The sequence below is a fragment of the Edwardsiella hoshinae NBRC 105699 = ATCC 33379 genome, from assembly GCF_000474215.1.
GTDB lineage: Bacteria > Pseudomonadota > Gammaproteobacteria > Enterobacterales > Enterobacteriaceae > Edwardsiella > Edwardsiella hoshinae.
Window position 1 is genome coordinate 1 of sequence record NZ_BAUC01000040.1, and the last position, 13,410, is coordinate 13,410.

At 51.3% G+C, this 13,410-nt stretch carries 17 protein-coding genes; 10 read left to right on the forward strand and 7 right to left on the reverse strand.

The window, feature by feature from the left end; translation table 11 throughout:
* Positions 1-92: 92 nt before the first annotated feature.
* From EHO01S_RS15065 to EHO01S_RS15075, 5 genes are all read right to left on the reverse strand, one after another.
* Entirely contained in the window at positions 93-515 is a 423-nt protein-coding gene (locus EHO01S_RS15065) for a hypothetical protein (protein WP_024524748.1), read from the reverse strand.
* 44 nt (positions 516-559) lie between these two features.
* A complete protein-coding gene (locus EHO01S_RS15070; protein WP_024524749.1) occupies positions 560-1,171 on the reverse strand; it encodes a hypothetical protein in 612 nt (203 codons plus the stop codon).
* Positions 1,172-1,177: 6 nt separating this feature from the next.
* The gene (locus tag EHO01S_RS18465) at positions 1,178-1,435 is read right to left on the reverse strand and encodes a hypothetical protein (protein WP_071991031.1); all 258 of its coding nucleotides are present in this window, start codon (positions 1,433-1,435) and stop codon (positions 1,178-1,180) included.
* A 93-nt stretch (positions 1,436-1,528) separates the two neighbouring features.
* Positions 1,529-1,831: a ribbon-helix-helix domain-containing protein gene (locus EHO01S_RS18470; RefSeq protein WP_071991032.1), complete on the reverse strand. Its 303-nt coding sequence runs from the start codon at positions 1,829-1,831 to the stop codon at positions 1,529-1,531.
* Complete coding sequence (locus EHO01S_RS15075) at positions 1,828-2,454, reverse strand: ParA family plasmid-partitioning AAA ATPase (protein ID WP_024524750.1); 627 nt, start codon at positions 2,452-2,454, stop codon at positions 1,828-1,830. Before EHO01S_RS15075 ends, EHO01S_RS18470 begins: the two co-directional genes overlap by 4 nt.
* 570 nt (positions 2,455-3,024) lie before the next feature.
* Between EHO01S_RS15075 and EHO01S_RS15080 the strand changes: the two genes are divergently transcribed.
* The 3 genes from EHO01S_RS15080 (at position 3,025) to EHO01S_RS15090 (ending at position 5,058) form a co-directional block, all read left to right on the forward strand.
* Positions 3,025-3,705 carry a DNA methylase gene (locus EHO01S_RS15080; protein ID WP_024524751.1) on the forward strand — a complete coding sequence of 227 codons (681 nt, stop codon included), beginning with the start codon at positions 3,025-3,027 and terminating at the stop codon, positions 3,703-3,705.
* Between the two features lie 57 nt (positions 3,706-3,762).
* Positions 3,763-4,182 (forward strand): DUF1380 family protein, encoded by a 420-nt coding sequence (locus EHO01S_RS15085; RefSeq protein ID WP_024524752.1) that lies wholly within the window; start codon positions 3,763-3,765, stop codon positions 4,180-4,182.
* Positions 4,183-4,629: 447 nt separating this feature from the next.
* Positions 4,630-5,058, forward strand: coding sequence for an antirestriction protein (locus tag EHO01S_RS15090; protein WP_024524753.1), 429 nt, complete (start codon positions 4,630-4,632; stop codon positions 5,056-5,058).
* A gap of 276 nt (positions 5,059-5,334) precedes the next feature.
* Here the strand turns inward: EHO01S_RS15090 and EHO01S_RS18945 are convergent, their stop codons facing one another.
* The gene (locus EHO01S_RS18945; RefSeq protein ID WP_071991033.1) at positions 5,335-5,547 is read right to left on the reverse strand and encodes a hypothetical protein; all 213 of its coding nucleotides are present in this window, start codon (positions 5,545-5,547) and stop codon (positions 5,335-5,337) included.
* 408 nt (positions 5,548-5,955) lie between these two features.
* On the opposite strand from EHO01S_RS18945, the gene EHO01S_RS15095 reads away from it, so the two are divergent.
* The 6 genes from EHO01S_RS15095 (at position 5,956) to EHO01S_RS15120 (ending at position 11,553) form a co-directional block, all read left to right on the forward strand.
* Positions 5,956-6,186 (forward strand): CCDC81 family HU domain 1-containing protein, encoded by a 231-nt coding sequence (locus EHO01S_RS15095; RefSeq protein ID WP_024524754.1) that lies wholly within the window; start codon positions 5,956-5,958, stop codon positions 6,184-6,186.
* Positions 6,187-6,235: 49 nt separating this feature from the next.
* Positions 6,236-6,781: a single-stranded DNA-binding protein gene (gene ssb / locus EHO01S_RS15100; RefSeq protein ID WP_024524755.1), complete on the forward strand. Its 546-nt coding sequence runs from the start codon at positions 6,236-6,238 to the stop codon at positions 6,779-6,781.
* 110 nt (positions 6,782-6,891) lie between these two features.
* Positions 6,892-8,856 carry a ParB/RepB/Spo0J family partition protein gene (locus tag EHO01S_RS15105; RefSeq protein ID WP_024524756.1) on the forward strand — a complete coding sequence of 655 codons (1,965 nt, stop codon included), beginning with the start codon at positions 6,892-6,894 and terminating at the stop codon, positions 8,854-8,856.
* A gap of 44 nt (positions 8,857-8,900) precedes the next feature.
* Positions 8,901-9,332, forward strand: coding sequence for a conjugation system SOS inhibitor PsiB (gene psiB / locus EHO01S_RS15110; protein WP_024524757.1), 432 nt, complete (start codon positions 8,901-8,903; stop codon positions 9,330-9,332).
* Complete coding sequence (locus EHO01S_RS15115) at positions 9,329-10,051, forward strand: plasmid SOS inhibition protein A (RefSeq protein ID WP_024524758.1); 723 nt, start codon at positions 9,329-9,331, stop codon at positions 10,049-10,051. Before psiB ends, EHO01S_RS15115 begins: the two co-directional genes overlap by 4 nt.
* Positions 10,052-10,635: 584 nt before the next feature.
* Positions 10,636-11,553, forward strand: coding sequence for an ArdC family protein (locus EHO01S_RS15120; RefSeq protein ID WP_024524759.1), 918 nt, complete (start codon positions 10,636-10,638; stop codon positions 11,551-11,553).
* A gap of 533 nt (positions 11,554-12,086) precedes the next feature.
* Here the strand turns inward: EHO01S_RS15120 and EHO01S_RS15125 are convergent.
* A complete protein-coding gene (locus EHO01S_RS15125; protein WP_024524760.1) occupies positions 12,087-12,557 on the reverse strand; it encodes a transglycosylase SLT domain-containing protein in 471 nt (156 codons plus the stop codon).
* Between the two features lie 438 nt (positions 12,558-12,995).
* Between EHO01S_RS15125 and traM the strand changes: the two genes are divergently transcribed.
* Positions 12,996-13,382 (forward strand): conjugal transfer relaxosome DNA-binding protein TraM, encoded by a 387-nt coding sequence (gene traM, locus EHO01S_RS15130; RefSeq protein ID WP_024524761.1) that lies wholly within the window; start codon positions 12,996-12,998, stop codon positions 13,380-13,382.
* The last annotated feature ends 28 nt before the right edge of the window (positions 13,383-13,410 follow it).

The window sequence follows — 13,410 nt, forward strand, 5'->3', positions numbered from 1 at the left end:
CCGCCTAACTCAGAAAAGATAGTACATTGTTCCATTTTGTTTCACCTCTCTCATCTGTTCCTACAGATCGCTTTCCAGTTCTGCTATTCCGGTCAGTGCCCGGAATTGAGGACTAGTTTAGCGAGACTGACCATTGCTGCTCCGATAAGCAGTATAAAAGGTCCAAATACGAGCATTACCATTTTTATCGTACCTATATTTGTTTTATGCTTGAAAAAATCAAGACCTGGTTTATGTACGCTAGCTAGTTGAAAAATAGCACTTTCTATACTTTCAGCGTTTACTCCTTTTCCTTTTAGCTCATCTCGAGCTTTTCTAAGCTGTCTAAGTGCCTCGATGCTGTTATTAAAAAACAGGGTGACTTTTTTCTTTTTGGAGTATTTGAGGGCATTATGTAATTTAAGCATAATTACCTCTCTTCGTTCTCCTAGTGGTGCATGGGTTAAGCTTTCGATGATGCACTCCAATTTTTTTTGAAATTCTTCATTAAAGAATTGTTTTGTATTGTTCATCATGTAATTAACCCTATTTAACTAGGGAGACTCCTAGATTTGGGCTTTCAATTAGCTAATCCGCCCACTTCTGGGGTGTAGCTTTCATTGATCTGTATCCTGACATAGATACCCGCCTCGTGACAGGCCTGTAGCCACTGTGCTACCTGGAGGGGATCGCCCGCGAGGCGGGTTAGGTGTCCGGCACGGCTCCACAGCTGCAGGCAGGTGCTGCCGTCAAGACGCACCACAAAATCGCCCCGACACGCCATGTGGCTGATGTTATTCAGCGTGACCGGCCGATCGTTAGTATGAGGGGACACCGTATCTGCCGCTCTGAGAGGAACTAAGGGAAGAACGAGCACCGCCGTAGCGCGCTGTTCGGCCTGGACGCGATCCTGTTCAGCCGTTAGCAACGGTAGGGCAACCGCCCGCCCGGCTTCTGTCAGTTCAACGGCCAGCTGTAGGTTGGGCGCCCGCAGGGTACGCAGCCAGCCCGCCGTTTCCATCCGTCGGCAGGAAGCGCGTAGGTTGGGGCCATACACCGGCGCGTCTCCGCCCCGCTCCAGCACCCGCTCAATATCCCGCGTGGCCACGGGGCCAGGACGTTTCTCATCGAGGGCGGCCAGCACAATCAGTACCCGCCGCTGCAATGGTGATGGTCGGCGTGCTGGCGTCATTGCTTATCACTCAGCTATATTTATTCCTAATCGTTTAGCAAGTTCTTCGCCTGATAAGAAAATCCTCATCCATTTTCCTGATGTGAAAAAAATAGTTGTTGCTGGTTTTCCTCCTTCTATACCAGAGGCATCTTCTGTGTGTGAAATCAACTCGCGCTGGAAAATATGTGTGCGGTTTTTATTGTCCGTCAGCGCAATTAGCCCATCTATAGAACAAGGTGTAATATTATTAATGCTTGTGTTGTTTTCTGTTTTGTTCAGCATATATTATCCTTAAAATCTCTTTAAGATAACAAGATAACAAGATAACAAGATAACAAGATGGCAAGATAACAAGATAACAAGATAACAAGCACATTATCTTTGTTTTGCTTCTGCTATTAATCGCGATATCTCTGTTTTTGATAGTGTTTTTAGTGCCTCTACCGCAGCCCTGACAACATCAGAACGATTCGCTCTACCTTTACCTGAAACCATCTCTGCCGTTATAAGGTCATCAATGTCTTTTAGGTTTTCTTCAAAAAAGGAAATGCTTACTGGTTTGGCTTTTCTCACAACCGATGGTTTATTTGATGACACTTTGGTATTATCAATACCAGCCGTACCACCGTTAATAAATGCTACCTCGTCACGAGGTGGAGTTTTTGCTCTATTTCTCACAGAATAACCTCTTTAACTAATGCTTCAATTTCTTGTTGTGCTTTATCATTTTGTGTTTCAAAAATTGTCATTGATTCAGCCCAGGCATCTCGATGTGCTTTTCGATCACATACTCGGGAATTTGCTAACTGCATTTCAGGGTAGTCCTTGAGAACTTCTGCTGCCTGATTGGCTTCATTAACAAACATGTTAGTGGGCGTCATGTTTAAAACGAGATATCCTCGAACATCCTCATTAAAATCTTTTGCTGCTGTAAAAACGGAGCATGTATGAGGTACAACATCTAGGTCCATCTGAGAAGGTCGTAACGGAGAAATGAATACATCTGCTGCCATCAATCCACTGCGCATTTCTGCACTATCACGACCAGCACAGTCTGCAATGACAAAATCATAAGATTTTTCGTGTTCCTTTAACATTGCTTTGATGTTGCCAGTCGCGCCTGTAACCGGAATATGAGGCAGATCTTCAGGACGATTGTTGTACCAGGTTAATACTGACTTTTGGTCATCTGCGTCGACAATTATCACGCGGTTGCCTAATGACATCAGATATGCGGCTATTGATACCGCCAGTGTACTTTTACCAACTCCACCTTTTTGACTCCCTAATACAATTATCATTATAGCCTCATATTAAGTTGTTAAATTAACAACTTAATATTGCCATTCGCAGATAGATTGTGCAATGTTTTTGTTATGATAACAACTTAATAATGTGTTAACTTTATGTTTTATAATGAAATTAAGATAACAAGATAGTAAGATAGTAAGATAGTAAGATAGTAAGATAGTAAGATAGTAAGATAGTAAGATAGTAAGATGGCAAGGTGGCGATCTGCCCGGCTTTTTGATTCTGACGCTGAGGATGTCGCGTTGCTCCTCATCCATACCGCGCAGTGCGCGGGGATATCCACTGCCCGTAGCCAGTCTGCCTCGACCGGACGGACACGGGGCGGGCGACTTTTCCGCTCCTGTCCGACGTTGTTCGATTTTACGCCGTCCACTCGCATTCTGATGAACGCCCTTCAAGCCGCTTTCGCGGCATAAGCTCGCCGACGCTGGGACTGTCGGCTCGTTATTCCACGGTCAGCTTGACCCGTTGCCGGTCGCGGCGTACAGGCTACGGGCAGCAGGGAACGGACGTCGTATCGACGTCCTCCTAGGTGCCCCCTGTAACCGCGAGGTATCCCTATGTTCCATTTTATCCTAGGTAATTGCGTTGATATTATGGCCGGTTTTCCTGCGGCCTCCGTCGATTTCATCTTGACTGACCCTCCTTATCTAGTAAGTTTTTGCGATCGTTCCAGGCGTATCATTGCCGGCGACAAAACCGATGAATGGCTGCAACCCGCCTGTTATGAGATGTATCGCGTACTGAAAAAAGACACGCTGATGGTGAGCTTCTACGGCTGGAACCGCGTTGATCGCTTTATGGCGGCATGGAAAGCGGCCGGATTTAGTGTCGTCGGGCATCTGGTATTTACCAAAACCTACACATCGAAAACCGCTTATGTCGGCTACCGCCATGAATGCGCCTATATTCTGGCGAAAGGCCGTCCATCACTACCCCAAAACCCACTGCCGGATGTGTTGGGCTGGAAATATTCAGGCAATCGTCACCATCCGACCGAAAAACCCGTTACCAGCCTGCAACCACTGATTGAGTCTTTCACACGTCCGAACGCCATTGTTCTCGACCCCTTTGCTGGCTCAGGCTCTACCTGCGTGGCGGCCCTCCAGTCAGGCCGCCGTTATATCGGTATCGAGCTGATGGAGCAGTACCACAAAGCCGGCATTGAGCGCTTGTCAGCCGTACAGCGAGCCATACAGCGCCGGGCCGCCAATGACGTCTTTTATCCAGAGGCGGCGTGAGACGCTGATCTGACCTTGGGCGGCAGTGCCGCATAACAGAATCAACGGAGAGAAAGTATGTTTGGAACTCGTGAAACCCTTTGCCGGCTGCTGAGTGAGCAATATCCCGCTGAAACCCCTCTGAACCTGATTGTCTGGTCCCCGGAGAATATCGAAGCGCTGATCGACGGAATGGATTATGCCCTTTCTAAACAAGCCATTAGGGAGGTACTGGAGCGCATTGATACCATATCAGAAGAGCAGCGGCTTGAATCTGGCGTGTCTTGCGAGGCGGTAATGGAGCTGATCGATCAGGTGAAACAGGCTGTTCCGGCGGTGATGGTACCGGCTGACTTGCTTGAAACCCTGCTGACGACAGCAGAACAGGCTCTACGGTGCAGAGAGTGGGCGGCTCGGGATAATAACCATCCAGTGCCAGAAAGTGTTACCCGTCGCTTGGCTGATGCGGCTAAAGTGCGCGCTTTACTGAAAAACTGAAATCCCCACGCCGCGCCGGCGGTGTGATCCAGCCCCCCGTAGTCAACTGCCGGGGGGCGATCCCCTGAATCCTTCCAATACTCGAAGGATGTCGCCAGCTCCGCTTTTTTGGCGGCCCCGTCCCTGTAGGACGTTGCCTGATGATTTTCCACTCTGCCGACCCGGTGCCGTCTGCGGGCTGTGCCGTGCATCCATCGTAGCCTGGCCACCGTGGATACAAGGGTTCGCTAACGCCGCTGCGGTCACCCGGTCCTTCCTTCACGTCTGCCGTGATCTTCCGGTCGTTCGTCCGTTCAGGTTTCACGGCCACACCCTCCAGCTCCCGTCTGCCGTGCGCGTCAGGCTGCGGCTTCCCTAGCACCCTTGTATCCCCGGCTTTTTCACCCGGCTGTTATGGATGCACGGCACCGCCCGGTGTCGCGTCATTTGTGATTGCGGAGGTTTATCATGCAGTATGCAGCCTATCGGCACACCCTGAACGTCGAAGAGTCCGACCGTTTGTCTTTCCTGCCGTATCTGTTCGGCGATGATTTCATGCTGGCTGAATTGCAGGTGTACGCACTGGCCAGAAAGCTGATACCGGAATATGAGGGGGGATTCTGGCACTTTATCCGCTTGCCTGACGGGGGCGGCTTCATGATGCCGGATTGCGGCAAGGTGCATATGATCAACGGCGAAAACTGGTTTGATCGTACCATTAGTGCCGAGGCGGCGGGTATCATCCTGACATCTCTTGCCATCAATCGCCGTTGCTGGACACAGCACGATTGCGGTAATACCGCGCTGACCGAGCTGTATATACAGCGGGATACCCAGCTTTGGAGCTATATCGAGTTCCATCCCGAATGTGACGCTATTTATGCTGCGCTCGATTAAGTTAGTGACTGCGGGGGGAGGCCATCTTCCTCTGTTTCGCCGTGCCACAAAAGACCGCGCGCCTGCGGCGCCGGAGGGTGCCGCGCTACGCGCCGCTCCCTTCCGTTCGCGTCCGTTTCCTGTGCTGGCAATGTGTCATTGTATCGGCGGTGATCTGGCTACGTCGGTTTCTTTGAATCGGGTTATGGCCACTATGGTGCTTGCTCCTGTCGGCTGAATTCCCTTTGTGGCGCCACTAACACCGGGCGACTTCCCTACGGGAACCGGGCTGTCATGCTACGCACAGAGCCAGCTACGCTGTCTCTGCCCGGCCCCTGCGGGGCAGCGGGTTTCCATCCCATGTCGCAACGTCAACACCTCGCTTGCTGCGACCTGTTCGGTCGCGCCGCTCTCACCAGTCCGGCGGTGAATCTGCCGGACTTCTTCGGGGCAACGCCGTTTCGCGTGCCGCGTCCCGTCGTTGCGGCGGGTTCCTGCTCGTTGACGCATCGGTGCCTCTCCCCCGTTTAAGCCCCTTTCGCCTGGGCTGAGACAATCACAGTCACTGTCCTCTGTCCAGGGTAAATGGCACGCGGTAAACCGCGCCCTGGACAGCGGCCATCGCCCGTGATCGTTTACGCCCATGCGGCGAAGGTTCTCAAACGGGTGATGGTAGTACCGGAGGGAACAACCAGCAGGCCCCCGCGAAACGTCAACACCGCGGCTCCCGTAACTCAACGGGTGATGTTCTTTAAAAACTCGGGAAAAAACAGCGAAACGCGATAAGCGTTAAGGAGGCAGACAACCCAGAGCGTAAACCGCAGACATGAAAAAAGCAGGGAAAACCCTGCTTAATCCACGCCGTGAAAGCCGCAGCAACGGTTTTTACGGCTCCATTAACTACAAGGAGTTAACTGTATGTCAGTAACCATTATTTCACCTTCTGCCGGGACTGTAAAGCCCCGCCGTCATCTGCGTATCAACCGCGCCGATATTTCCGCACCGGAGATCGACCCCGCCGTAAAGGCATTCGGGCGGCATATCGCAAAACGTATCCGCAAGGGGCGCGGGGTACACATCCCCGCGATGAATAACGCGGCCTTTGGGCAGCTGCTCCGCACCCTTGAACTGAAACGCGCATTTAACTGATGAGGTGAGCCGCCCCTCAAGGGGCGGCAACCGCAGGAAGGATAAAATCATGACAGTACGTGGCATCAACAAAGTCATCATCGTCGGCTATCTGGGACAAGATCCTGAAATCCGCTATATGCCCAATGGGGGCGCGGTCGCCAATCTCTCGCTGGCCACCTCGGATACGTGGCGCGACAAGCAGACCGGAGAGATGCGTGAAAAAACCGAGTGGCACCGCGTGGTGGTGTTCGGCAATCTCGCGGAGATTGCTGGGGAATATCTACAAAAAGGGGCGCAGATCTATATCGAGGGACAGTTGCGTACCCGTAGCTGGCAGGACGATAGCAATGTGACTCGCTATGTTACCGAGATCGTGGTGAGTCAGAGCGGCACCATGCAGATGCTGGGCGGTCGTCGTGACGGTGGCCAGTCACAAAGTACGGCTTCACAGCAGTCCACACAACAGCAAACCCCGGCGCAACCCGTTGATGCCCCGGCAAAGTCCACGAAAGCAAAGGGCGGTAAAAAAGGCCGTCAGAGCGCGGCAGTATCTCAGCAGGCGTCGCAGCCGTCACCACAGGATTACCAGCCGATGGATGATATTCCTTTCTGATCAACAAGTTGAATACACCCCGTGAGTTGTGGGGCTGGGTAAGTTAGCTGTAAGAGGTGCCGGACACGGAGGCTGTCCGGCAGACAATCATAAAACTGAGGAGTTTAATCATGTCAGTAACCGAGTCTAAAGCAAAATCCCCTACCAGAGCCAGCAAAAAAACAGTAAAACCTGCCGATGCTGCCGCCCTGAAAATCGCCCTTGAGGCGGCACAGATTGAAATGGTGCCGCTGTCGGCACTGGTCAAATCCCCGCTGAACGTCCGTACCATCCCGTATCCGGTGGAGAGTGTGCGTGAACTGGCCGACACCATCGCCGCCATCGGGCTGTTGCAAAATCTGGTGGTTCACGCGTTGCCCGATGGTCTGTTGGGCGTAGCCGCCGGAGGCCGTCGCCTGACCGCCCTGCAACTGTTGTGTGCTGAACAGCGTATTGATGCCGATTATCGGGTCGCGGTTAAGCGGGTCTCGGATGAACTGGCGGCAGTGGCCTCGGTCGCCGAGAACAGCCAGCGGGTGGCGATGCACCCCGCCGAGCAGATTATCGGGTTTCGTACCCTATCGGAGCAGGGGAAGACCCCGGAGCAGATTGGTGGCCAGCTGGGGTATAGCTCGCTACACGTCAAGCGCATGCTGAAACTGGCCAACCTTGCCCCGGAATTGATCGCCCTCTTAGCCGAAAACACGATCGACATGGAGCAGTGTCAGGCGTTGAGCCTAGAGAGTGATCCCGCGCGTCAATTGGCGATTTACCAGCAGGTGAAAGCTGAATACAGCCGTGCCCCGGCACACTTGTTAAAGCGGGCTATCATCGATACCGAAATCTCCATTGGCGATCCCCGTTTTGTGCTTATCGGGCGTGAGGCATATGAAGCGGCGGGCGGGGTGGTGCGCGAAGATCTGTTTAGCACCATCGAGGGGAGCGGCACGGCTGATCGGGGATTACTCGACCGTTTGGTCGATGAAAAGCTGGCGGCAACCGTACAGGCTATTCAACAGGATGAAGGGTGGGCATGGTCGCTGGCGCGCGAGATGCCGCTGAAAAACTATGGCGAGGATCGTGAGCGCTATCTGTTGCTACCCGTGCCAGAGGGGCAGTATAGCGCCGATGAACAGCAGCAACTGGATGAACTCTATGCCAAACAGGTGGCCACCGAAACGTATGAGGACGAGGCGGCCATTCAGGTGCTGATCGAGGATATCGAAAGTGCGGCCGCAATCCGGGCGTGGACGCCGGAGCAAAAAGCGGCCTCTGGTGTCGTTGTCAGTCTGATTGATGGCCAACTCTGTGTGCAGAGGGGAGTGCAGTTAAAAGAAGAGGGAGATAATGACGTTGATGCTGACCGTGATCTCGTCTCTCTTCCCCCTGCTCCAGATGTCGCCGAGGGGGTTAGCCTTCCGTTACTTACCAAAATGTCATCGGAGAGAACGCTGGCTGTTCAAGCAGCATTGATGAAGCAGCCTGAGCGCGCGGTTGCGGTATTGGCGTGGACACTGTGCCGTCGTGTTTTTGCCTTTACCGTGGGGAACACTGCAATTCAGGTTTCCTTGAGTTGTCACCATAGCCGTTTGACGGAGGACGCCCCCAGCGGAAAGGACGGTACCGCATTTGTGGCGCTGATGCAGGAGAAAGAACGTCTTGCCAGCCGTTTACCCCCACGGTGGGAGCGTGATGTTACGTCGTTCTTCTCGCTATCGGGCGAGGACGTACTCGCCTTACTGAGTTTTTGTACGGCCTGTAGTGTGGATGGTGTACAGACTCGTGAGTATGGCCATACCACGCGCAGCCTCCTTGATCCGCTGGAGTCGGCGATCGGTTTTCATCTACGCGACTGGTGGCAACCGACAAAGGATAACTTTTTCATGCATATGCCCAAGCCCTCGATCATCGCCCTGTTAAACGAGGCGGGACTGTTAGGGGCTGCCCGTGATGCGGAAAAAATGAAAAAGTCCGATGCGGCTGAGCACGCCGAACAGGCGCTGTCAGGGACTCGCTGGGTTCCCGGTTGGATGCACTCGCCGGAAAAGGCTGACACCGCCGTTGACGTTGATATCCACCCGGCTGATGCCGCCTGATCTGCTGCGCCGCCCCGGTAGCGGGGCGGCAATAAGGAGCACCTATGCGTAATATGATTACTCTCGATGTCCTGAAAACCATGATCCCGTCAGAGTGGGAAGATTACCGCGCCAGCGGCGAGGATTTTCGACGGGCGCTGACTCATGCGGTGATGCGTGACCTGAACGCGCCAGCACAGTGGAGCATGAGCGGTGAGTATCGCAGTGAGTTCGGCGGGTTCTTCCCGGTACAAGTCCGTTTCACCCCGACTCATGGCGCGTTTCATGTCGCGGTATGCAGCCCTGGGGAAGTTAGCCCTGTCTGGATGATGGTGTTTATCCCTGCCAGTGGCCGCCCTTTTGCCGTGGTTCGCACATTGCTGGCCTATAGCCCGGAGGTTATCAATCATACACTCGGCCTCATTGCGCGTCTCGATGCCGAGGGGTATTCCCACAATGCGATCATTGATTTGTTGGCGATGGAGGGCGAGCTATGATGGCGACGAGTCAGGCGCTTGTCCCGCTACAGGCTGATCGTCGGGCAGCAATGCAGGCCATTGCTGATGTTGAATCAAATCGGGTGCGAGGAAAATATCCGTATGCTCATGCATTTTTCCGCCATCTGCGGGGTGTTCGCCGCATCACGCTGCGCGAACTACGGTACTTTGCGCCGGTGCTGACGGAGCGTGAGTTACGCGGTCAGAAAGATCACTGGTTACAGGCTATCGATACGTTGATTGAGAGCCGGGGCGCGTGTTGCTGGTTACCGTTGCCAGTGGATGCCGGTCAGGCACTGTTCCCTGAAGTGATGTTTCGTCATCAGGAGCGCCAGCGCCGGCAGGATGACCTGCAGGACGAAAAATATACCCGCCAGCGTCGTAAGGCAGCCAGATTGCATGAGCGGGCGTTGCAGGCTTTGAGGGCTCAGGCGGAGATAGCACTGGCCTTTCATACGCCTGCGACGGTCAGTAGCTGGTTGTCGCGCTGGTCCGACAGTGGGGTGCCTGAGTATGAGCTGGAGAGTATGTTGATGCGTTGGTCTCGCCGCTTCCCCTCATTGTCAGCGTGGCGTAATTGGCCGGGTGAGCCGCTGTGGCGCGTGGTGGAGGAGATGGCTCAGACGGCAAAAACGGCACCACGTACTGTCCAAGGTATCGATCGCTGGATAGTGCCGAACAAACTGATATACGGTGAGGAAAGGCACGCCCCCAAATAAACGCGGCACCGTGGGTGCATAAGGTAAGGCGGCGCTAACGCGCCGCTTTTCCCTATTCGCGAGCTTTGTCTGACAATATTTATCTATTCTCGGGGCTGTATCATCTCTCCCAACTTGTGTTGATGACGCCCCCTCCGGGGCACCACAAGGGCAGCCCGCCCGCACGCGGTCGTGCTGTCGCCTGGCAACGACTAAGCCGGGCTATAGCCGCCCGACTAAGTCTTACGGAGCCACGCCAGCGTGTCTCCGCCCCTACGGGTGCCAACCGATGCTGGAAAACCTCACGCTTGCAGCGCCGTAAACGGCGCGCCGCTCTCACCCGGTCGGCGAAAAACTGCCGACCGTCTGAGGGCGCCACGTCGTTCCGACGTGGCGGGTGTGTTCATGCTGTGTGTGTCGGGTTGGCGTCATCACTCAGTGTGTTCTCGCGTGGGCGTGGCGTAGCACCGTCATTCAGTTCATTACAAGGGTGAAATGCACGCCTGCGGCGCCCTTGCAATGCCCTGCCTGCCGTTGCTCCTTCGCCCATTGCCGCGATGAACTCACTGAGAGATGACTGAAATAACCCTAAGGAGTAGCCCAGCATGAACACACAAAACTCCAACACCGCCGCTTCCGAATCTACTGAAAGATGCCAGGCAAATATGGTAAAAAAAAGATGTGGAGAGAAAAAAGATCTCTATCAGACAGTGACCGATAATATCATTGCAGCTTTAGAGCAAGGGGTAAAACCTTGGGTGTGTCCGTGGAGTAAGACGGGGATTTCTGGGATGCCTGTGAATCTTACAACTGGCGGGCAATATCACGGTATGAATATTATGTTGCTGTGGGAAAGTGCATTAAAACATGGATATGCTGATACCCGTTGGTTAACGTACAAGCAAGCTCAAGGTTTAGGTGGGCAGGTGCGTAAGGGGGAGCATGGCACAACTGTATTTTTTTACTCAATGATTGAACGGGAAAATCAAGATGGCGATCTTGAGCGTTTCTCTGTTCTGAAAACATTCACGGTATTTAATGTTGAGCAAGTGGACGGTTTAGCTATAGAGCCGATGGAGTTGCCGAAAGAGAATTTTAATTCTCGCGATGATGTTGAGCTTTTTTTCAAGGCTACAGGAGCAAAGATTCGTGAGTGTGGGACGGATGCATATTTTTGTCCATCAAGAGATGAAATCGTTTTGCCGTGTAGGCATCTTTTTAATGATGCTGCAAACTTTTATGCAACAGGTTTACATGAGCTGATTCATTGGTCAGGAGGAAAAAGTCGCTTAAATAGAGAAATGAAAGGTAGTTTTGGCTCGAAAGATTATGCCTATGAGGAGTTGGTCGCTGAGTTAGGGTCAGCGTTCTTGATGGCAGATCTTGGCGTGTCAGGAGAAGTACAACATGAAAATTATATCGCAGCCTGGTTGGCTGTGCTAGAAAATGACAAACGGTTTATCTTTAAAGCAGCAAGTGCAGCATCGAAAGCACACTTATATCTCAAAGATGTTGCGAAATAAAATTTCGCCCCGGATTGACGCCCATCAAACCAGGGGCGATGTTACTACTGTTTCAATGTTTAGAGTAATGGTGTTTTTATTTTGATGCAATGTTTTTTTCGCCCTGATAAGCATTCATACCATCGAGGTATGAATGCTTATTTCCCCCGCCCACCCGGATGCAAAATAAATTTGCATCCGCCCATCTGCCCCCAAAGGGGGCGCCCTAATGTTTCCAAACTTATCCACATCCCCACAGGTGCCATTGATTCGTTACCGAATCAATCCGCTTCTCGTTTGTTTTTCCCCTTGTTGGGGGAAAAACAGCACTGGCGTTGTTACCTATGGATATGTGGATAAGTTCAACATTCATTATTACCTGCAAGTATGGTGTGGAGTTATTTACCAACAAATATTTGTGATCATGACAGTGCTATGCTAAACGGTCAAAGTAAAGGGGAGGGTAATGTCAGGACACTTAGCATACCCACTGTAAACTAACTTTCATTGAAAGCCTCAGATGTTGTTCTGCATATCTATACCTATTGTTATCATTATTGGGTTTGGATAGGTGATGTCTTGCTGTTTTTTAGTGCTAGGTAATAGGCGTGTATTTCCTTGGCATAGTTATAGCGTCTCTGCGCTTGCTGAGGTGTTTGTTTAAATCCTGCGTTGTAGGCTCCCACTGCGTTCCAATTGATGCCCAGTTTTTTAAATGATTGTGCGAGGACATACGCACCTGTATAGATGTTGAGGCAGGGGTCATTATATAGTCGCTGCATAGTGATACCTAAGGGACGCAATGTGTCAGCGTGTTGTGAGTTAATCTGCATAAGCCCTACATCTATACTTTTATCTGGGCTGCGGCCAATCGCTTTGGGGTTGAACCTTGACTCTTTCCAAGCGATGGCACGCAATAAGTCAGGATCTATGCGGTAGTCACGCCCTGCCATATCAAAGCAGTCATTAGCTAGCGATGATGTAGATATCAGCGTAAAGAGAAGCAATAAGAAGCGAGTCTTCATGTAGGTTTTCTCAAATGAGTTAAGGGTTGAAATATAGTAAACCCTGCGAATTATCTACTCAACAAAATATATGCTCCTTGCTACCATTTTTACCACACCCCACGCAAAACTAAAGTTTTGCTGATTTGCTTGTAAATACAGTGTGTTATCTATAGAAAAAAGTGTGTGATTTATAAAGTGTAATAAAAAGCGATTCATTGATGAATTGTTTGCGATTCATTGGTAAATCCATGGCAATTCACTAATGAATCAAAGCAGGTGTGGTAAGGGTTTTCTGACGAATCGAATCTAGGTTCGATTCGCCTTGTGAATCGTCAAGTGAATTGCAATTTTGGAATAGTGAATCTAGAATCGATTCTAGGATTGAATCGCTGGTGAATCGTTGGTTTTTGTCGTGAGGAATATATCTTTGTATGGGTAGTGAAATAGGTGATCGCTATGGCAAAAATTCAGGCATATGTAAGTGATGAAGTCGTCAATAAAATCAATGCGATTGTAGAAAAGAGGCGATTGGAGGGGGCTAGAGAACGTGATGTGAGCTTTTCTAGTATATCCACTATGTTGCTAGAGTTAGGCTTGCGTGTATATGAGGCTCAAATGGAACGAAAGCAGTCCTCATTTAACCAAATGGAATTTAATAAGGTCTTATTGGAGAATGTCCTTAAAACGCAGTTTGGGATATGTAAAGTGATGGGGATGGAGTCATTGAGTCCTTACGTTCAAGGGAAGGAGAAGTTTGTCTATAGTAATATGAGGTCTGATATTCTTGAAGACGTGCGCCAGGTTATAGAAAAATTCTTTCCAAGTGAGCATAATGATGAGTGACTAAGTAGTACAAATGTCATGTATTGGT

Coding starts and splice junctions, on each gene's coding strand:
- EHO01S_RS15065 (WP_024524748.1), bottom strand. CDS start 515: ATGATGAACAATACAAAACAATTCTTTAATGAAGAATTTCAAAAAAAA.
- EHO01S_RS15070 (WP_024524749.1), bottom strand. CDS start 1,171: ATGACGCCAGCACGCCGACCATCACCATTGCAGCGGCGGGTACTGATT.
- EHO01S_RS18465 (WP_071991031.1), bottom strand. CDS start 1,435: ATGCTGAACAAAACAGAAAACAACACAAGCATTAATAATATTACACCT.
- EHO01S_RS15075 (WP_024524750.1), bottom strand. CDS start 2,454: ATGATAATTGTATTAGGGAGTCAAAAAGGTGGAGTTGGTAAAAGTACA.
- EHO01S_RS15080 (WP_024524751.1), top strand. CDS start 3,025: ATGTTCCATTTTATCCTAGGTAATTGCGTTGATATTATGGCCGGTTTT.
- EHO01S_RS15085 (WP_024524752.1), top strand. CDS start 3,763: ATGTTTGGAACTCGTGAAACCCTTTGCCGGCTGCTGAGTGAGCAATAT.
- EHO01S_RS15090 (WP_024524753.1), top strand. CDS start 4,630: ATGCAGTATGCAGCCTATCGGCACACCCTGAACGTCGAAGAGTCCGAC.
- EHO01S_RS18945 (WP_071991033.1), bottom strand. CDS start 5,547: ATGCGTCAACGAGCAGGAACCCGCCGCAACGACGGGACGCGGCACGCG.
- EHO01S_RS15095 (WP_024524754.1), top strand. CDS start 5,956: ATGTCAGTAACCATTATTTCACCTTCTGCCGGGACTGTAAAGCCCCGC.
- ssb (WP_024524755.1), top strand. CDS start 6,236: ATGACAGTACGTGGCATCAACAAAGTCATCATCGTCGGCTATCTGGGA.
- EHO01S_RS15105 (WP_024524756.1), top strand. CDS start 6,892: ATGTCAGTAACCGAGTCTAAAGCAAAATCCCCTACCAGAGCCAGCAAA.
- psiB (WP_024524757.1), top strand. CDS start 8,901: ATGCGTAATATGATTACTCTCGATGTCCTGAAAACCATGATCCCGTCA.
- EHO01S_RS15115 (WP_024524758.1), top strand. CDS start 9,329: ATGATGGCGACGAGTCAGGCGCTTGTCCCGCTACAGGCTGATCGTCGG.
- EHO01S_RS15120 (WP_024524759.1), top strand. CDS start 10,636: ATGAACACACAAAACTCCAACACCGCCGCTTCCGAATCTACTGAAAGA.
- EHO01S_RS15125 (WP_024524760.1), bottom strand. CDS start 12,557: ATGAAGACTCGCTTCTTATTGCTTCTCTTTACGCTGATATCTACATCA.
- traM (WP_024524761.1), top strand. CDS start 12,996: ATGGCAAAAATTCAGGCATATGTAAGTGATGAAGTCGTCAATAAAATC.